Annotated in this window: 18 protein-coding genes; 4 read left to right on the top strand and 14 right to left on the bottom strand. The window is 35.9% G+C overall.

Annotation, left to right across the window (positions count from 1 at the left end):
• Positions 1 to 92 precede the first annotated feature (92 nt).
• Positions 93 to 956, top strand: coding sequence for a hydroxymethylglutaryl-CoA lyase (locus J2X31_RS05835; protein WP_310025182.1), 864 nt, complete (start codon positions 93 to 95; stop codon positions 954 to 956).
• Here J2X31_RS05835 and J2X31_RS05830 read toward each other — a convergent pair.
• Complete coding sequence (locus tag J2X31_RS05830; RefSeq protein ID WP_310025181.1) at positions 953 to 2,044, bottom strand: MBL fold metallo-hydrolase; 1,092 nt, start codon at positions 2,042 to 2,044, stop codon at positions 953 to 955. The two genes, J2X31_RS05835 and J2X31_RS05830, sit on opposite strands and share 4 nt — an antisense overlap.
• Positions 2,045 to 2,153: 109 nt before the next feature.
• On the opposite strand from J2X31_RS05830, the gene guaB reads away from it, so the two are divergent.
• Positions 2,154 to 3,626, top strand: coding sequence for an IMP dehydrogenase (gene guaB / locus J2X31_RS05825; protein ID WP_310025180.1), 1,473 nt, complete (start codon positions 2,154 to 2,156; stop codon positions 3,624 to 3,626).
• 74 nt (positions 3,627 to 3,700) lie between these two features.
• Here the strand turns inward: guaB and J2X31_RS05820 are convergent, their stop codons facing one another.
• The 3 genes from J2X31_RS05820 to J2X31_RS05810 form a co-directional block, all read right to left on the bottom strand.
• Positions 3,701 to 5,932: a cation:proton antiporter domain-containing protein gene (locus J2X31_RS05820; RefSeq protein ID WP_310025179.1), complete on the bottom strand. Its 2,232-nt coding sequence runs from the start codon at positions 5,930 to 5,932 to the stop codon at positions 3,701 to 3,703.
• Between the two features lie 171 nt (positions 5,933 to 6,103).
• Positions 6,104 to 7,450, bottom strand: coding sequence for an adenylosuccinate lyase (purB, locus tag J2X31_RS05815; protein ID WP_310025177.1), 1,347 nt, complete (start codon positions 7,448 to 7,450; stop codon positions 6,104 to 6,106).
• Positions 7,451 to 7,743: 293 nt separating this feature from the next.
• On the bottom strand, positions 7,744 to 8,433 hold the full coding sequence (locus J2X31_RS05810) for an SIR2 family NAD-dependent protein deacylase (protein ID WP_310025176.1): 690 nt from the start codon (positions 8,431 to 8,433) through the stop codon (positions 7,744 to 7,746).
• Between the two features lie 195 nt (positions 8,434 to 8,628).
• On the opposite strand from J2X31_RS05810, the gene J2X31_RS05805 reads away from it, so the two are divergent.
• On the top strand, positions 8,629 to 9,294 hold the full coding sequence (locus J2X31_RS05805; protein WP_310025173.1) for a TrmH family RNA methyltransferase: 666 nt from the start codon (positions 8,629 to 8,631) through the stop codon (positions 9,292 to 9,294).
• Here J2X31_RS05805 and J2X31_RS05800 read toward each other — a convergent pair.
• The 7 genes from J2X31_RS05800 to J2X31_RS05770 all read right to left on the bottom strand — a co-directional run bounded on the left by J2X31_RS05800 (position 9,291) and on the right by J2X31_RS05770 (position 16,115).
• A complete protein-coding gene (locus J2X31_RS05800) occupies positions 9,291 to 10,022 on the bottom strand; it encodes an LVIVD repeat-containing protein (protein ID WP_310025171.1) in 732 nt (243 codons plus the stop codon). The genes J2X31_RS05805 and J2X31_RS05800 overlap by 4 nt on opposite strands.
• Positions 10,023 to 10,028: 6 nt before the next feature.
• On the bottom strand, positions 10,029 to 10,538 hold the full coding sequence (locus tag J2X31_RS05795; RefSeq protein ID WP_310025169.1) for a hypothetical protein: 510 nt from the start codon (positions 10,536 to 10,538) through the stop codon (positions 10,029 to 10,031).
• A gap of 132 nt (positions 10,539 to 10,670) precedes the next feature.
• Positions 10,671 to 12,293, bottom strand: a complete 1,623-nt coding sequence (locus tag J2X31_RS05790; RefSeq protein WP_310025168.1) for a S41 family peptidase — start codon at positions 12,291 to 12,293, stop codon at positions 10,671 to 10,673.
• Positions 12,294 to 12,318: 25 nt separating this feature from the next.
• Positions 12,319 to 13,080: a carboxypeptidase-like regulatory domain-containing protein gene (locus J2X31_RS05785; RefSeq protein WP_310025167.1), complete on the bottom strand. Its 762-nt coding sequence runs from the start codon at positions 13,078 to 13,080 to the stop codon at positions 12,319 to 12,321.
• A gap of 87 nt (positions 13,081 to 13,167) precedes the next feature.
• Complete coding sequence (locus tag J2X31_RS05780) at positions 13,168 to 15,072, bottom strand: DEAD/DEAH box helicase (RefSeq protein WP_310025166.1); 1,905 nt, start codon at positions 15,070 to 15,072, stop codon at positions 13,168 to 13,170.
• A gap of 185 nt (positions 15,073 to 15,257) precedes the next feature.
• Positions 15,258 to 15,833 (bottom strand): non-canonical purine NTP diphosphatase, encoded by a 576-nt coding sequence (locus tag J2X31_RS05775; RefSeq protein ID WP_310025165.1) that lies wholly within the window; start codon positions 15,831 to 15,833, stop codon positions 15,258 to 15,260.
• A gap of 87 nt (positions 15,834 to 15,920) precedes the next feature.
• A complete protein-coding gene (locus J2X31_RS05770; RefSeq protein WP_310025164.1) occupies positions 15,921 to 16,115 on the bottom strand; it encodes a hypothetical protein in 195 nt (64 codons plus the stop codon).
• A gap of 296 nt (positions 16,116 to 16,411) precedes the next feature.
• Here J2X31_RS05770 and J2X31_RS05765 point away from each other — a divergent pair, with 296 nt between their 5' ends.
• The gene (locus J2X31_RS05765; RefSeq protein ID WP_310025163.1) at positions 16,412 to 16,831 is read left to right on the top strand and encodes a hypothetical protein; all 420 of its coding nucleotides are present in this window, start codon (positions 16,412 to 16,414) and stop codon (positions 16,829 to 16,831) included.
• A 3-nt stretch (positions 16,832 to 16,834) separates the two neighbouring features.
• Here the strand turns inward: J2X31_RS05765 and J2X31_RS05760 are convergent, their stop codons facing one another.
• From J2X31_RS05760 to J2X31_RS05750, 3 genes are read right to left on the bottom strand one after another with little or no spacing between them, the layout of a single operon-like run.
• On the bottom strand, positions 16,835 to 17,203 hold the full coding sequence (locus tag J2X31_RS05760; RefSeq protein ID WP_310025161.1) for a ribosomal maturation YjgA family protein: 369 nt from the start codon (positions 17,201 to 17,203) through the stop codon (positions 16,835 to 16,837).
• A gap of 4 nt (positions 17,204 to 17,207) precedes the next feature.
• Positions 17,208 to 18,011 carry an NYN domain-containing protein gene (locus tag J2X31_RS05755; protein ID WP_310025160.1) on the bottom strand — a complete coding sequence of 268 codons (804 nt, stop codon included), beginning with the start codon at positions 18,009 to 18,011 and terminating at the stop codon, positions 17,208 to 17,210.
• Between the two features lie 56 nt (positions 18,012 to 18,067).
• The gene (locus tag J2X31_RS05750) at positions 18,068 to 18,841 is read right to left on the bottom strand and encodes a LuxR C-terminal-related transcriptional regulator (protein WP_310025159.1); all 774 of its coding nucleotides are present in this window, start codon (positions 18,839 to 18,841) and stop codon (positions 18,068 to 18,070) included.
• Positions 18,842 to 18,958 lie beyond the last annotated feature (117 nt).

Here is an 18,958-nt window from a genome sequence, read left to right as displayed (position 1 = left end):
GACATTGCTTTTTTATAAACAGATATACTATTTTAATTCTAATTTATTAGAAATCGATTTCGTAGATTTCATTTCTTTATTATCTTTGAAAAATGGAAGCTATCAAAATTATAGAATGTCCCCGTGACGCAATGCAAGGCATCAAGTCGTTTATTCCAACCGAAAGAAAGGTGGCTTATATTCAGTCTTTGTTGCGTGTTGGTTTTGATACGCTGGATTTTGGTAGTTTTGTTTCGCCAAAGGCTATTCCGCAAATGCAGGATACAGCCGAAGTTTTGGCACGATTGGATTTGTCTCAAACTAAAAGTAAATTATTAGCGATAATCGCAAATACACAAGGTGCCGAACTCGCTTCCAAACATAAGGAAATACAATATTTAGGATATCCTTTTTCTATTTCAGAGAATTTCCAGATGCGAAATACCCATAAAACAATTGCCGAATCATTAGTCACTTTACAGGAAATTCTCGATATTGCCGATAATAGCAATAAGGAGGTCGTAGCCTATCTTTCAATGGGTTTCGGGAATCCCTATGGCGATCCGTGGAATGTGGAAATAGTAGGCGAGTGGACTGAAAAATTATTCAATATGGGAGTGAAAATTCTCTCGCTTTCCGATACGGTTGGAAGTTCTACACCAGATGTTATTGATTATTTATTTTCAAATTTAATTCCGAAATATCCCGAAATCGAATTTGGAGCACATTTGCACACCACTCCCGAAAAATGGTTTGAAAAAGTGGAGGCGGCCTACAAAGCCGGTTGCCGAAGATTCGACGGTGCCATTCAAGGTTTTGGAGGTTGTCCGATGGCAAAAGATGATTTGACAGGAAACATGCCAACCGAAAAATTGTTGTCCTATTTTACAACCCAAAAAGAAAATACCAACACCAGTCCGATGAGTTTTGAAAGTGCTTACAACGAGGCCACTAAGTTATTCGGGGAATTTCATTAATCAACGTTTTTCCACCATTCTATAACTGTATAATCTTCTTTAAGATTTACTTTCTCTCCAATCATAGGAGTAATCAGAGGTACATTTTCAAGTGCAGCATATTCAGAAATCTTGATAATGGGTTCATCCCAATCGTGATTGGCCAAAGCGAATTTTCCCCAATGAACCGGCATCACTTTCTTAGCTTGTAACTCTTTTGCAGCAGGAATTATGTGTTCTGGTAATAAGTGGATGTATTTCCAATTTTTATCATATTGACCACATTCCATCACAGCCAAATCAAACGGACCAAATTTATCCCCGATTTCCTTGAAATGAAAATCATAGCCACTGTCGCCTCCCAAGAAAATGTTTTTGCTTGGTGTTTTTAAAACAAAAGACATCCACAACGATTGGTTTCTTTTGAATCCTCGACCCGAGAAATGCCTAGCAGGAGTGGTGCTTACTACAAAACCATCGGCAAGGTTTATTGTTTCATACCAATCTTTTTCAATTATAATGGAGGGATTAAAACCCCAAAGTTCAAGATGCTCAGCAACACCTAATCCGCAGATGATGGTTTTGATTTTCGGCTTTAATTTCAAGACCGTTTCATAATCCAAATGGTCCCAATGGTCATGGGATATAAATAGGTAATCTATTTCAGGAATGTCATCTGTGGTGTAAACATCGGAGCCTTTGAAACTTCTTGTGGTTGCTTTTATGGGAGATGCCGCACCGCTAAAAACCGGGTCGACGAGGATTTTCTTTCCATCTATCTGGAGGAAATAAGAAGAATGTCCGAACCAGACAATTACATCTTCATTAGCACTTAAAGAAAGCAAATCGGTTTTAGCAGAAGGAAGAATGCCTGAAGGTTTGTTACGCTTTTTTTTCTTGAAAATGAATTCAATCAATACGGAAAACATAGAAACACCTTCAGCTAAACTTGGGGTGTGGCTTAGATTTTGAAACTGTTTTTCTTTAAAATTCGGAGAATTAAGAATCCGAGTTGTTCTATTTGCTGATGGCTTTCGACCAAATTTTTTCTGATGCAAAAAGATATAAAATATAAGGGATAAGGCAACGAGGATAATTAAGAAAATCATTTTGAAATATTTAATTATCCAAAAGTAGGAATAATGGTTTTTGGTTGTATAATTAATCCAACTATATTTCGTATATTTGCACGCAATTTAACTACAACTACAAATTGCAATGATTGCACACAACTCAAAGATTATCGGTGAAGGTTTAACCTACGATGATGTACTCCTGGTTCCAAATTATTCAAACGTACTTCCTCGCGAAGTAAGTATCCAATCAAAATTTTCAAGAAATATAACGCTAAACGTCCCGATTGTATCTGCAGCTATGGATACGGTTACCGAAAGTGCTATGGCAATTGCTATGGCCCAAGAAGGCGGGATTGGTGTTTTGCATAAAAACATGACCATCGAGCAACAAGCTGCGAAGGTTAGAAAAGTAAAAAGAGCAGAGTCGGGAATGATTATCGACCCTGTGACTTTGCCTTTGACATCGACGGTTGCAGATGCTAAAAATGCGATGAAAGAATATGGCATTGGAGGTATTCCAATTGTTGATGAAAATAAAAAATTGAAAGGTATCGTAACGAATCGTGACTTGCGTTTCGAGAAAAACAATGCAAGACCTATTAGCGAAGTTATGACTTCTGAAAACCTTGTTACTGTTGCCGAAGGCACTTCCTTGGAGCAAGCCGAAGTGGTTTTGCAAGGTCATAAAATTGAAAAACTTCCTGTTGTAAATTCCGAAAATACTTTAGTCGGATTGATTACTTTCAGAGATATTACAAAACTAACCCAAAAACCAATCGCCAACAAAGATGTTTACGGTCGTTTGAGAGTTGCAGCAGCAATTGGTGTTACTGGTGATGCAGTTCATAGAGCTGAAGCACTTGTAAACGCTGGTGTGGATGCGATTATCATTGACACTGCTCATGGTCATACGGAAGGTGTTGTGAACGTATTGAAAGAAGTAAAAAGCAAGTTTCCTCAAATAGACGTCATCGTTGGAAACATCGCCACTCCAGAAGCTGCCAAATATTTGGTAGAAAATGGTGCAGATGGTGTAAAAGTTGGAATCGGACCAGGTTCTATCTGTACAACACGTATTGTTGCTGGTGTTGGTTTTCCTCAATTTTCAGCGGTTTTGGAAGTTGCGGCCGCGATAAAAGGAACTGGAGTTCCCGTAATTGCAGATGGCGGAATCCGCTACACAGGAGATATTCCTAAAGCGATTGCAGCAGGAGCGGATTGTGTAATGATGGGATCGTTATTGGCTGGTACGAAAGAATCTCCGGGTGAAACGATTATTTTTGAAGGAAGAAAATTCAAGTCTTATAGAGGGATGGGCTCTGTTGAAGCCATGCAGGAAGGTTCGAAAGACCGTTATTTCCAAGATGTTGAAGATGACATCAAGAAATTGGTTCCAGAAGGAATTGTGGGACGTGTTCCTTACAAAGGCGAGTTGAACGAAAGCATGCAACAATTCATCGGTGGACTTCGTGCCGGTATGGGTTATTGTGGTTCTAAAGACATTCCGACACTACAAGAAACAGGTCGTTTTGTTAGGATTACTTCAAGCGGTATTACAGAAAGCCATCCGCATAATGTGACGATTACTAAAGAAGCTCCAAATTATTCAAGATAATTTTTAGTTTTTATTCCATAAAAAAAATCCCAAATTTCAATCGAGATTTGGGATTTTTGTTTTGAGAAATATTGTTAATCCTTAAAGAAATTTGCAAGCAGTTTTTTGCTTCCAACGACCCACAGGATATCGAATTGTTCTAAAATAAGATGCGATTCAGGATTTAAAATACGCTTCCTGTTTCGTTCGATGCCCACTACAAGACCATGGGTTTTTTCACGGATTTGCGATTCGCGGATGCTTTTTCCGATGAATTCTTCGTTCTTGAGTTCGATTTGCTTTAGGACAATATCGGTTTCGGCCACCTTTTCAGGGATTTCAATTTCGTGTTTGTCCAGGTATACTTTGAACTCTTGGACTTGATTATCTGTTCCGATGACACAGATTTCATCTCCTGGGAATAGGCGTTCGTTTCTTCCAGGAATGTTGATCATCACTTCACCTCGTCGGATGAAAGCGATGTTGACACCCAATTGTTCACGCAATTGCAATTCTGCCAGTGTCTTTCCTGCAATGTTGGATTCTTTTGCAATTTCAAACGTAGTCATGTGTCCATCCCACGGAGTCAAATCCTGGCGGCTTCGTCCTGCCTTTACAATTTCTCGGGCATTAAGGTTGGATATGAAATGATTTTCAATCTTATGGTATTGTCCGTTGAGTTTCTTTGGGAATATAAAATAAACAGCAACTGCAACAACAAGGGCAATCAGGGCTATTTCCGGAGAGAAAAAGGTGTTAAGCATAAATCCTAGATAGAATAAAGTCAAGAGCATCCTTAGCAATACAATCATGATGATTGGGCCTCGGTATTTTCTTTCTTTCATGAGGACTTGTACTTGCTTTGCGGCAACACGTCTGAGCGAGAGTGCCCAGAAAAAAGGTGATAAGATAAACAATGTAATCAATGCCGCAATTGCATTTCCGAATGGTGAACTTTCCACCAAAGGCAAAATGTATTCTGAAGACAATAAAATGACGGCTACAATTATGACCGAATGGATTACAATCTGTGTCATATTGGCCCTTAAAACCATCTGCCAATCGCTGACGGATTTGATGGCCTCGGTGTTGGTGCTGTATTTGTCGATTGCCTTTACCCATTTTACAGGAAGGGTTCTCTCTAATTTATCTGAAAAAGTTGTTGAATATTTTATAAGAAAAGGCGTGGTAAAGGTTGTAATGGCGGAAACAGCAACAACAATTGGATACAGAAAGTTGCTGATGACACCTAGGGTCATGCCCAGTGTGGCGATGATAAAAGAGAATTCCCCAATTTGTGCCAAACTCATACCGGTTTGAACGGATTGTTTCAGCGGTTGTCCCGAAAGCAATGCTCCGATGGTTGAACTGAATGCCTTACCGAAAATGGTTACCAATGTTATGATTACGACAGGAACAGCATATTCTACCAGGGTATCAATGTTGATAAGCATTCCGACTGATACAAAGAATACGGCTCCAAATAGATCTTTTACGGGTTTTATCAGATGCTCAATTTTTTCAGCCTGTGTAGTTTCGGCAATGATAGACCCCATTATAAATGCTCCCAAGGCAGGAGAGAAGCCAACGTTTGCCGCCAAAATTACCATCAATAGACACAAGGCGATTGAGATGATAAGCAACATTTCGTCGGTCAATAAATTTTTTGCCTTCTTTAATAAGGTTGGAACGAAGAAAATTCCGCCGACGAACCAAAGTGTTAGAAAGAATACAAGTTTAAAGACCGATTGTATCAATTCCATTCCCGAAAACTGCTGGCTTACGGCAATTGTCGATAATAATACCATCATGATGATGGCTACGATGTCTTCGACAATAAGGGCTCCGAATACAATTCCTGCGAATTTTTTTCCTTTTACGCCAAGCTCATCAAAGGCTCGGAGAATGATGGTTGTAGAGGAAATGGAGAGTGTAGCTCCAAGAAATATACTGTCCATAGTATTCCAGCCCATCCAATGGCCGACGGAAAATCCTATGAAGACCATGCAAATGATCTGGGTTATTGCGGTTATGGAGGCGGTTCCGCCGACCTTCATCAGTTTCTTGAAACTGAATTCCAGACCTAAACTGAACAAGAGAAAGATTACACCGATTTCGGCCCAGACTTCGACACTTTTATGATCGGTAATCGATGGGAAAAAGTCGAAATTACTTCCTGCCAGAAATCCAGCGATAAGGTAACCCAGAACTAAAGGTTGTTTTATTTTTTTAAAGAGTAAGACGGCAACTCCTGCAGTCATAAGGATAAGACCCAAATCGGTGATAAGGGGTTGGAGGTGATGTGTAGTTTCAGCTACTAGGCTCATAAATTGTTTTTGTTTTTAGGTTTTTTTGAATTGTTGTAAGATATAAAATAAACCCGATTTTTAAAAACAACCGTTTATGAAACTGTTAACTTTAAGAAAAATTTATAAAAAAATCCCACCAGGATGATTTTTCAATATTCTGGCGGGATTGTATTTGTAAGAGAAATGTATTTATATTCCTAGATAATTGCTAGGCGATATTTTGAGTAATTCTGCTTTTATCTTATCCGAAACTTCTAATGTCTGGATAAAATTATGAATGGCAGTTTTATCGATTGTAGTATTTGTTCTGGTCAATCCCTTCAACGCTTCATACGGATTTGGATAGGCTTCCCTTCTCAAAATCGTTTGGATGGCTTCGGCCACAACAGCCCAGTTTCGTTCCAAATCTTCGGCAAATTTATCAGCGTTCAAAAGCAATTTGTTCAAACCTTTCAAAGTAGCTTCAAATGCAATCAAAGTATGTCCCATCGGAACACCAATATTTCTCAAAACCGTACTGTCGGTCAAATCGCGTTGCAATCTCGACAAAGGTAATTTGGCCGATAAATGTTCGAAAATCGCATTGGCAATTCCTAGATTTCCTTCTGAATTTTCAAAATCAATCGGGTTCACTTTATGCGGCATAGCCGAAGAACCAATTTCTCCTGCCTTGATTTTTTGCTTAAAGTAATCCATTGAAACATACGTCCAAATATCTCTGTCTAAATCAATTATGATGGTGTTGATTCTTTTTAAAGCATCAAAAAACGAAGCAAAATGGTCGTAATGTTCAATCTGTGTTGTTGGAAAAGAATGGTGCAAACCAAGATTTTCCTCTACAAATTTATTTCCAAATTTTCTCCAGTCAATTTGAGGATACGCCACGTGATGGGCATTATAATTTCCAGTTGCACCACCAAATTTAGCAGCGAATGGAATATTGAAAAGAAAACGCATCTGCTCTTCCAAACGTTCTACAAAAACCCCAATTTCCTTACCCAAACGAGTAGGAGAGGCCGGTTGTCCGTGGGTTCTGGCCAACATCGGAACGTCTTTCCAGTCAACGCTCAATTCCTTTAATTTGGCTACCAATTCAATCAACAATTTCAAATAAACATCTTGAAAAGCTTCCTTTGTCGAAAGCGGAATCGCTGTATTGTTGATGTCTTGAGAAGTCAATCCAAAATGGATAAACTCTTTATATTCCGATAATCCCAAATTATCAAAAGCCGTTTTGATGAAATATTCAACCGCCTTAACATCATGATTGGTAGTTTTTTCAATGTCTTTTATCGCTTGGGCATCAGCCGTTGAAAAGTTCTTATAGATGTCACGTAAGCTCTCAAACAAGTTCGGATTAACATCTTTCAATTGAGGCAAAGGCACTTCGCACAAAGCAATAAAATACTCAATTTCCACCAAAACGCGGTACTTAATCAACGCTTCTTCCGAAAAATACTGCGAAAGCGAAACGGTCTTACTTCTGTACCTTCCATCAATTGGCGATACGGCATTCAATTCATTTAAAATAGTCATTGTAGTTGTGTTTTGAAGTTCGCAAATATAAGGCTTTGAAGTCGATTTTGAAAAGGAATATCTTCTAAAAAAAGCATTCTTTTTCAGGAGCCAATCCCGCTATCCGTTCCTCTCGTCCCAAAAGACGAGACCACTACTATCGGGGCTAGCTTCGCTGTCGGAATCAGTAGTTTTATAATAAAGCTATTTGTGATTTTTTATTCTTTTAGATTTTTTAGAATTGAACCATTAAGAAATTAAGGTTCATTAAGATTTCTTTGCTAATACTTAATGAACCTTAATTTCTTAATGGTTTAAAAACCCAAAAGCCTTTCTTTTAAAATCAGCATCCCCTTCGAAGCCACATTAGCAAAAACTTCCAACGGATTTCTCAAATTCGGAATCGAAATTGGTTTTGGATCAATATAAAAAACAGGAACATTTGAATCTACATAATCAATCAATCCTGCAGCGGGATAAACTTGCAACGAAGTTCCAATAACCACAAAATAGTCGGCTTCTAGTGTAATTTTTACCGCTTCTTCCAAAGCTGGAACATCTTCGCCAAACCAAACAATATGTGGTCTCAACTGGAAACCATTTTCATCGACATCTGTAGAAAGTAGGTCATCTTTCCATTCAAATAATAGATTGTAATTATTTGTGCTTCTTGCTTTTAATAGTTCACCATGAAGATGCAAAACCTTCAAACTTCCGGCACGTTCGTGCAAATCATCAACGTTTTGCGTAATCACATAAACATCAAAATCAGATTCAAGTTCAGCCAATATTTTGTGGGCCAAATTAGGTTCAACCGTTTGCAGCTGTTTCCTTCTTTGGTTGTAAAAATCCAAAACCAATTCAGGATTTTTCTTCCAGCCTTCGGGAGTTGCAACATCCATCACATTATGGCCTTCCCAAAGTCCGTCCGAATCACGAAAGGTTTTAATGCCACTTTCGGCACTAATTCCAGCACCGGACAAAACAACTAGTTTCTTTTTCATCAGAATAAATTAAACTCAAATTTACTCAAAATAGTTTTGATACATTGGATTAAAGATTTAAAAAAAGTAGCCACAGATTCACAGATTTATTCTTAAAAATTTAATTTTAAAAATCTGTGAATCTGTTCTAACAAGTCTTTTTTATATAAACTTTGTCAGTTTTAATTTTAGTATTTTTGCAAAAATTAGAATTAAATGATTGATATTGATTACCTGGATTACCTCGAAGGATTTCTAACCGACAACCGAAAAGCAAAGTTCTTGAAAGTATTGGAAAACAGAACCAATCATTTTACCGTTGCTATTGAAGATGTATTTCAGTTGCACAATACAAGTGCCGTGATGCGAAGCTGTGAAGTTTTTGGAGTGCAACAACTCAATGTTATTGAGGAAAAATTCGGTAAAAGTATCGATAAGGAAATTGCCATGGGAGCCCAAAAATGGGTCGATGTCAACCGTTATGAAAGTATTTCCAATTGTGTGGAAAGCTTGAAAAACAAAGGCTATCAAATTATCGCGACAACACCTCACGAAAATGATTGCCTTATGGATGATTTTGACATTTCAAAACCTTCAGCCTTATTTTTCGGAACAGAAAGAGACGGACTTTCCGAAGAAGTGATGAAAAACGCCGATGGTTTCTTGAAAATTCCAATGGTTGGTTTTACAGAAAGCTTGAATATTTCGGTTTCGGCCGCCATTATCCTTCAAAACTTGATGAATAGGTTGCGAAATTCCGATTTCAATTGGCATCTTTCAGAAGACGAAATGTTGGAAAAGAGAATGCAATGGGCTAAAAGCTCCATCAAAGATATTAAGCGAATAGAGGCGAGGTATTTTTCTGAAAATCCTAAAATTTAAAAGATGATTTCGCTTTGAAAAGTCACATTCGTGATGTCTTGCTGGTTCAAAGTATAGCGATACAGTCCGTTTTGTCCAATTGCATATAATTCATCCCCATCAATAATTACATCAAAACAAGCCTTTGGTATTGCTTTAACCAATACGGGTTCGGTTGGATTTTCGATGTCAAATATTTTTATTTCATCGTCACAAATAATTAGAAAATTATGGTATAATCCTAAACCTTTTGGTGCAACTAAATTTCTTCTATGAATTAAAAGGGGTTGATTGGGATTTGTAGTGTCATAAATTTCGAGAATATTGATCATATTCCCACAATTATTATTTGAATGTAAAGTTATAAAAGAGTGAGTTTCATTAGCAACTACAGGGTCACAAGCTGTGAAGTGCTGAACAGAAGATAGCCTTACGGGATTTTCTGGATTGGTAACACTGTAAATGTACATACCGCTTCTTGAACCTATGTATAGATTTTCTCCAAACGAAAATAAAGTTTCAATATCAAAGCCTACATTGATCGTATTTACTTTTGAAGGCTCAGAAGTATTTATAAGGGAAAAAACATTTAGATTAGCATTATCTACAGTATAAAGGTAATTTCCTTTTAATGCAAAAATCGCTAATGATCCTCCTTTTCCATCTCCATTACTTATTGACTCGCTTGAACCATCATTTGAGCAACTTATAATTATAAAAAAAAGTACAATAAACTTTAATAATTTCATTTTCTTTTAATTTAAGGGAGTCCAACCTATGACGATCATATTTTCATTAACATTTGCTTCAAAACCTTGAGGAGAAACTTTTGTGGGAAAAACATTTCTGTTTCTATTGGATACAGAAATAGAATTATTAGTTTGGTTGTAAGTTAGTGTAACTAAATCGACAGCTTGATTGATGTAGATAATATTATTTCGAATTGCCAAGTCAGTAGCACCAGGTATTTTGATAAATCCAATTTTTACAGGGTCTTGTGGATTTGAGTAATTGTATACATGAAAGCCTTTGTTTACTTCGTTTATAAACATAAAATTATCTTTAATGTATATTTTTCCGGATTGAATTACATTTTGTGGAGGAAGAGCTTCTACAGAATTTTCCAACTCGGTCCTAGAAATAATTACTGGAGTGTAATTATTTGGGATTGGTACAAAATCATCATCCTGTCTTGGAGTCCAACAGCTGTTCAATACAACTGTGAATATTAAAAGTGAAAATAAGGTAAATAACAATTTTTTCATTTCCAAAAGTTTATTGTAAATATAGTACTTTTTGTAATGGAATTTTATTTTCTTTTCAAAATTTTATATTCCTCATGGCAAGCATTTATTGCATCCAAAAGCTGTAAGTCGTTAGAAGATTTTCTAAAATATTCAGTGTTGTTTGGCTATTTCTACAGCCTTTTCCAAAACTTCATCCCGATCTTGCCTTAAACCCTCAATTGTCGGATGAAATTCGACATCAATTTTCACACCTTTTCGTTGGGTTTCGGAACCATCGGGATATAATATTCCATTGCCGGATATTGAGGTAGGATAACCACCGATAAATTCAAAATATGCCACATCGCCATCTGCACCAGCTGTTTGGCTTCCTATGGTAACTACATTGTCTGCGGTTTGCAAAGCCATAACTGTAAATTCAGACCTGCTTATTGTTTCTCCGTTTACCAAGAGGATTACTTTTCCTTTATAATTATCTTTGTTCTTGGTTCCTGTTTCAAGGTTTTTTTTGTAGGAGAATTTTCCAGGATAATTAATATTTGGAGAGTAAATTCTTACAAAATCCTTTCTTTTAGAATTAATTTGTCTCGCTACAAGGTTATAAATAAAGTCAGGATAGTTTCTTAAATCAATAATAATTGCTTTTTTATTGCTAAACGCTTTAAATGTTTCGTTTATTTCCTGTCTTTTGAAATTTGCCATGTCAATATAGCCGATGCTTTCATCCAAAATCACTGACTTGGCATGCTGATTTCCGTAATTGAAATCCTTGAAAGCATACCTGTTAGCTTGTAGTTCTTTTAAAACATTATTTCTTTCGATAATAAGATTAACTGTAGTTTCTTTGCCACTTAAAATTTTATAGTATGCTCTTACTTGTTTGCCATCCGCGTTAGAGGCTGATACATATTTTAAATTTTGTTCCGTTTCTTGGACTACATCTAGTCCGTTGATTTTTAAAATTACATCGCCAAGCTTGAACCCATTGATTCTTGCAAGCGAATCATTATAAAAGCCACATACAACAGCTTTATTCTCAATATTTGCTAGCTTGATTGGTAGGCTATTGTAATGCTCATTTTTTAAATTGATGTAAGCGTGACTATCATCTAATTTAGCCACGAGTTCTTTCATCACTAATTGATAATCGGTTTGGTTAGAAGTATTTCTGAAATTAGGAATCATTTCTGTTAATACTGAATCCCATTTTTGGTCTGTAAGATATTTATAAGGGAAAAAATATTCAATGATGTTCCAATATTTGAATAATCCTAATAGTCGATAGTGTTCATTAGGGTATTCAGAATTTTCATAAACAGGTTCGTTGATTACTTTAATGTTTCCAACAGGTTGTTTTTCTAAATAAAAATGATCACCTAGAAGTCGGTTTTCTTCAATGTATTTTAGTTTTTTCGTAAGTGTTTCCTCGAAATATCTTGAATCCTGTGTCCACGATAAATCGAAATTTTTATCAAAAGAATTTACTTCTGATTTGCAATTCTTGCACTTTTCGATAATGCCCAAACTGTCAATCCATTTATTGTAAACAGCAGATAATTCTGATTTAGTAGTGGCTTTTAAAACTAAAGGAATTTGATTGATACAAAGGTCATCCCAGTTAAATTTTCCACTTGCAACCTCAGGATGATAGTATTTAAGGTAACCATATAATTTGCCAAGTGTTGCTAATTTTTCGGTTTCTGTAAGTTGTTGAGCTGTTGAATAATTAAAATTTAAGAAAAGCAAAATGAGAAAAAAACATATTTTCTTCATAATTAACAGCTATTTTTATTTGTAATTATTTCCTTTTCAAAATTTTATATTCCTCATAGCAAGCACTAATTGCATCTAAAATCTGCAAGTCGTTAGAAGATTTTATAAAGGATTCGGAGTAGTTGCAACGGGTCAAGATTTCGGCAATTTCATCTTTTGTAACACCTAATAAGGCGGAAATTGTTTCACGATCGAACTTGGTTTCCAAAAGATTCTTTACGGTATCGTCTTTCTTCATCTCCTTCAATCGCTTTAATTCCTTTGGTTTTTTTCCGAAGAAATTATAAAGCATATCGGCCGGATTAAAGATAGAACCCAAAACTCTTCCGAAAGCATTTGGTGAATATTCCCCAGCTTCATAACCTTCTTGGAGTCCAGAAATACTGTAGCGGTAATTTTCTTTTGTAGGTATTAATTTTGCATCGATCTCTAAATAACCAGTTAGAATATAGGGTCTCACAACAACTTCTTCCAAGGCATAAGCCCTTTCGGTAAGCTGGATGGTTGTAGTTTTATTCTTAATCCAGTCGTTGGTCACCTTTACCTTGATGGATTTGTATCCAAGAAGCGAAATATGCAAGGTGTCATTGGCAGTGGCCAGGATTTCAAATTTCCCTTTATCATCGGTTACAACACCTTTAACGCTGTTTACGTTGATGATGTTAACATTTGCAAGATTTTTAGATGAAGTGTCATCTTTAATTATTCCCGAAATGACACTCATTCCTTCTTGAGCGAATACAGAAGTAGAAAGGAATATAAAAAAGAAAACTGCAAAATATCTCATGTCGTGTTTTAAGACCCTAAAAGTAATAAAACAGTCGAAGATATTTTGCAGTTTGTTTATAATTATAAGAAAATTAACTAAAAAAAGTTAGTCTTTTCTTGGTCTTCTTGGTCTTGGGCTGTCGCCAAAGCTTTCAGAACGTCTTGGAGCTCTATCAGAACCTTCTCTTCTTGGAGCTCTATCTGAAAAACCTTCCTTTCTTGGGGCCGAACTTCTTCCGCCAAAACCACCTTCTCTTGGAGCGGAGTTTCTGTCGCTTCTAAATCCGCCACCACCAGAACCTTCACGTCTTGGAGCAAAACTTCCTTCTCTTCTTGGTCCAGAACTTCTTCCGCCACCAAAACCTCCAGAACCTCTTCCGTTGTGGTCACGTCTTCCGCCACCATCATTTTTAGAAATTTCAACATTGATACGACGTCCTTCTAACTGAACATTGTTCAAGATTTCCATTACTTTATCCGTATGTTCTGGATCAGTGTTAAAGAAAGAGAATCCTTCTTTTACATCCACTTTATAAACGTCGTCACGACCTAAATCAAGTGTTTCTTTCAAGAAATCTTTCAATGACATCCAGTCGAAATTATCACGTGAACCAATGTTTACGAAATAACGAACAGCACTTCCATTGCTTTCTCTCGCTTCGCCTCTGTCCTCACGAACACCAGCTGATTGAGAAGACAAATCTCTAGTTTTCTTGTAATAGTTAATGAATCTGTTGAATTCAACCGAAACCATTTTCTTGATCACTTCTTCTTTCGTCAAGTCCTTCATGACTTCAAAAATAGCAGGAAGATAGGTGTCGATATCGTGATCAACCTCTACATCTTTGATTTTGTTTGCCAAGTGAAGCAATTGGATTTCGCAGATTTCAATTCCAGATGGGATTGTTTTTTCTTCGAATTTTTGCTTGATGATTCTTTCGATAGAAGAAATTTTACGCAATTCGCTTTTTGTTACGATTACGATAGAAGTTCCTAATTTTCCAGCACGACCAGTACGACCTGAACGGTGGTTATAGGTTTCAATTTCATCAGGAAGTTGATAATTTACAACGTGTGTAATGTTATCAACATCAATTCCACGAGCGGCAACATCAGTAGCAACTAGCATTTGGATTTGTCTTCCACGGAACGATTTCATTACTGAATCTCTCTGTGCTTGCGACAAATCTCCGTGCAAAGCTGCAGCACTGTATCCGTCTTCGATCAATTTTTCGGCAACCTGTTGTGTATCTCTTTTCGTACGACAGAAAACAACCGAGAAGATGTCTGGATTAGCATCGGCCAATCTTTTCAAAGCTTCATAACGGTCACGAGCGTTAACCAAATAAAATTCGTGGGAAACTGTTGCAGAACCTGAGTTTTTAGTTCCAACGGTAATTTCTAATGGGTCGTGCATGAATTGTTTTGCAATTCTAGCAACTTCTTGTGGCATGGTAGCCGAGAATAACCAAGTGCTTTTTTCGTCTGGAGACGTAGATAGGATGTTCACGATGTCTTCATAGAATCCCATGTTCAACATTTCATCCGCTTCATCAAGAATACAATAGTTGATTTGTGATATGTTCACCAAACCTCTGTTGATCATGTCCTGCATTCTACCCGGAGTTGCCACGATAATTTGTGCTCCTCTTTTAATGTCTCTTGCCTGTTCTGTGATACTTGCACCACCATAGACTGCTACTACGTTAATACCTTTTTCGTATTTAGAGTAGTTTTTAATCTCGTTAGTGATCTGCAAACAAAGTTCGCGTGTTGGAGATAAAATTAATGCTTGTGTATTCCTGTTGTTGGCATCAATTTTCTGAATTAGCGGAAAACCAAAAGCTGCCGTTTTCCCTGTCCCTGTTTGAGCCAACGCCACCATATCTGTGTCTTTTTCCAATAATAGGGGAATCGCTTTCTCCTGTACTTCGGTCGGATTCTCAAATCCTAGATCTAAAATCGCCTTCAGTAACGATTCACTCAATCCTAATTGTTCAAATTTATTCATATAGTATTTTAAAATATTTTGCAAAAGTACAGCTAATATTTGTGATTAACTAATGTGTATTTGAGATTTGATGTTTTATTAGTGTTTGATTATCAGAATTTTATATTTATGAATTGGGATTTTTAGATTTAGGAATTCAAAAAAGCGTCTCGATTTTATAGAATCATGACAAAAAAAGTATTTTTTTAAATTGTATTTAAAAACGAAATTAAATCCTTAACCGCTTTGGCTCTGTGGCTTATGGCGGATTTTTCTTCTAAAGAAAATTCAGCAAAAGTTTTATTATAACCTTCTGGTTGAAAGACAGGATCATAACCAAAACCGTTAGTTCCTTTTCTTTCCTCGATGATTTCGCCTTTGGCAATTCCGGTGAAAAGATGTTGTTGCTTGTTTATGTTTAAAGCTATAACGGTCTTGAAATGGGCTTTTCGGTCGGTTTTATTTGATAATTCGAGAAGAAGTTTATCAATATTATCGTCGTTGTTTTTGTGATTTCCTGCATAACGTGCAGAAAAAACGCCAGGTTCCCCATTGAGTGTGTCAACTTCCAGTCCGCTATCGTCTGCAAAGCAATCATAACCGTAATTTTCGGTAACGTAATTCGCTTTCAAGATTGCATTTCCTTCAATTGTTTCGGCGGTTTCGGGAATGTCTTCCATGCATCCAATATCTTCCAAACTCAATATCTGAATTGTATCTGGAAGAATACTTTGAATTTCAATGATTTTATTTTTATTGTTGGAGGCAAAGACGAGTTTCATAATTATATTTAAATAAGTTTCGACTGTAAATGTAAGAAGTTTACAAATTCAGTTCAAACCAAATATAAATTATTAAAAATTTTGATTTTATGCTTCGTCTTTCGTGGCTTTAATCAAACCTATTCCAGAAATAAAGAAAAGCAATCCTAAAACGCCATAGATTACCAAGCTTTTTACATCTCTTGTTGTACCGCTTGTATTGGCGAAAACAATTGCAGCATAAATTAAGCTGATAATTCCTAAAATAGTTAGTAGGGTTCCGAATATTCTTTTAACGTTCATAATGATTTTGTTTTAGGGTATAAAATTCAGATTAAATTTTTGATGATAAATTATAGAATTCAAGAATTACATTGTATAATTAGAGCATGTATTTTCTACGATTATTTCGTTAAGAAACTATTGTAATATGAAGGCATTCATTAAAGTAAGGTTTTATCCCGAAAAAACACTTCTTCATCACAAGTTAACATAATCATATCACAATAAAGCTTCAAATTATATTTTAGCCACTATTTTTGTTCTAGATAATTTAAGATACGATTACCTTAAAATCTAAACATTTAAATATTATTTTGATGGAGTCAATTATATTTGTCGGAAGTCTGCTGTTGATTTCTTTTTTAGTGTACCTATTCTTTTTTCGAAATAATAAAGAATTAGATAAGAAAAGTTATTATCTCAAGAGATTCCTTAGAAATAAAGAACAGTCCCTAAAACATATTAATCAAGTTGAGGCTTTGGTGGTTGAAAACAATGGTTCAAAACAAGCATTTCCCGATAAGGACATGACATTTTTTGAATATCTTGAAAGTTTAAAATCCAAATATGAAAATGATTATTCTGAAATAACACATCAAATATTAAGGAAAAACAGACTTTCTCATGCACAAAAACAAGAATACACTAAAAAACTGCTTCAACAAAGCGAGGATTTATACCTAATGGAAGTGGATTTGGGAATTTTGAAAAAGACTTGGAAAAATTCGGTTTCTTAAAATTCATCTTCTACTGAAAAGTATTTTTTCTATATAAGAAGCAAGTACTATTCCTAAAGTGTAAGCTAAAATGTCGCTCCATAAAAATCCTTGGCCTAAAACATAATGTCCGAAAAGTGTATTCCGTAATTCGTTGATCCATTCTGCATCATAAAGTTGAAGTAATTCAATGCAATAGCAAATTGATAAGGCTATGATTGCAGATTTTAACTTTTTTAAATGAATAAAAAGAAAACGAATTCCAAAATATACCATCACGGCATAAAATACATCTCCGACAAAAAAAGGTACAAAGGCGATTTTTCTAGAAATTATTCCAATTATAACGACTGTTAAGGTTATTATGAAATAGGAAATTCTACTTTCTTTCATTGTTTTAGCTAAAACGCAACCTTACATAAACGTGTTTGATGTTCCTTTTGTCAGATTCCCTTTCGTCGATTTCTAAAATATCGGTAAGCGATTTCAGCATCGGGGTTAGTTTTGCAAAACCGTAATTTCTAGGATCAAATTCAGGTTTTTTCTTTACGATTAGGTTTCCGACATCTCCTAAAAAGGCCCAACCGGCATCATCAGCAATGTCCTCAATGGTCGATTCTATCAATTCAATGATAGGTTCATCAATTTTGTTCAACGGTTTTTGAGCTACTTTTTCGGTGATTTTTGCGGTTACTTTCTCGGCTACTTTCTTGTTTTCGATACCTGCGGGAGCTTTTGGAGTTTTTTTCTTTACAGCTCCATCCAAAACTTCAATAAAAATAAATCGGTCACAGGCACTGATGAAGGGTTTTGGTGTTTTTTGTTCGCCAATTCCAATGACTTTCATGCCCGATTCCCGCAATCTGATGGCCAAACGTGTAAAATCGCTATCGCTTGAAACGATGCAGAAACCATCTAGTTTTCCAGAGTATAATAAATCCATCGCATCAATAATCAAAGCCGAATCCGAGGAGTTTTTTCCCATCGTGTAGCTGTACTGCTGGATAGGAGTGATGGCGTGTTCCAGCAAAACGCCTTTCCAACCGTTGGCATTCGGACGGGTCCAATCGGCATAAATCCTTTTGGTGGTTGGAGTTCCATATTTTGCAATTTCCTCCATCATTCCCTTTACATTGCTGTAGGGAACGTTGTCGGCATCAATCAATACGGCTAATTTGAGTTCTTTGGCGATTTGTGACATTTGCTAGATTTAAGTTGGATAAAAGTAGGCAAAAAAAGATACGCCTCAAAAATTATTTAAAGCCAGCCGTTCTCAAATGCTTTTGCAATTAGTTCCGAGACATTTCCAGAATAGGTCTTCTTGAAGATGTTTTTTCGATGCGTATCTACGGTGTGTTTGCTGATGTTTAGCAGATTTGCAATAGAATAACTGTTATGTCCTTGAATGATAAGTCGTAAAATTTCTTTTTCACGTTTGCTTAAAATTTCTTTGATTTCATTAAAATTGGAATTGGTCGGAACATTGTAGTATGAGGGTTCTCCATCTAATCCTAAAAAAGACAATCCAGAGGGTTGATTATTGGTTTTCAAATGAGTTATGTCTGTTTGAACACCAATCACTCTGATAACAGCACCTAGTTCATCAGTCTGAATGGTCACGGTTTGCATTAATATCCATTTATAAATACCTTCCGTTGTCTTCATTCTATAATCATAGCTAACTTTATATTTCAGCACTTGTTCGGGAGTTAGTTTCCTGAAAAATTCGGTAACTTTTTGTTCGTTTGCCAAAAAACGAATTTGGTCCTCGGGATGCATGTTTTCAAAAATATACTGTGGTGAAAAATCTTCCGGATTTTCTACTTTCATTACCTTTTTTACATTTTCACTGATGTACTCAAATCCAGCTTTGGCAGGGTTAAAAATGTAATAATAGTAATCTCCTACTTGAAAGATATTCAGCAATTTCTTGTGAATTTCTAATTCAAATTTTACATCCATTTCTTTTTCTTGGTAACGAGAAATCTCGTTCCAAGTTTTTTTCATGTCGTCAAATTGAAGTTTTTCCATAGGGGATAATGGAGTTTAATAATCCAAAAATACTAATTATTTGTATCGTAAAAATACCTATAAATAGTTATTTTTTTGTGTTTTTGAATTTTAGAAATTTGTATAAAAATAAAATAC

It is taken from the genome of Flavobacterium arsenatis (assembly GCF_031456785.1).
Taxonomy (GTDB): domain Bacteria; phylum Bacteroidota; class Bacteroidia; order Flavobacteriales; family Flavobacteriaceae; genus Flavobacterium; species Flavobacterium arsenatis.
Note: the sequence above shows the minus strand (reverse complement) of the source record. Positions and strands in the feature narration are given on the sequence as shown.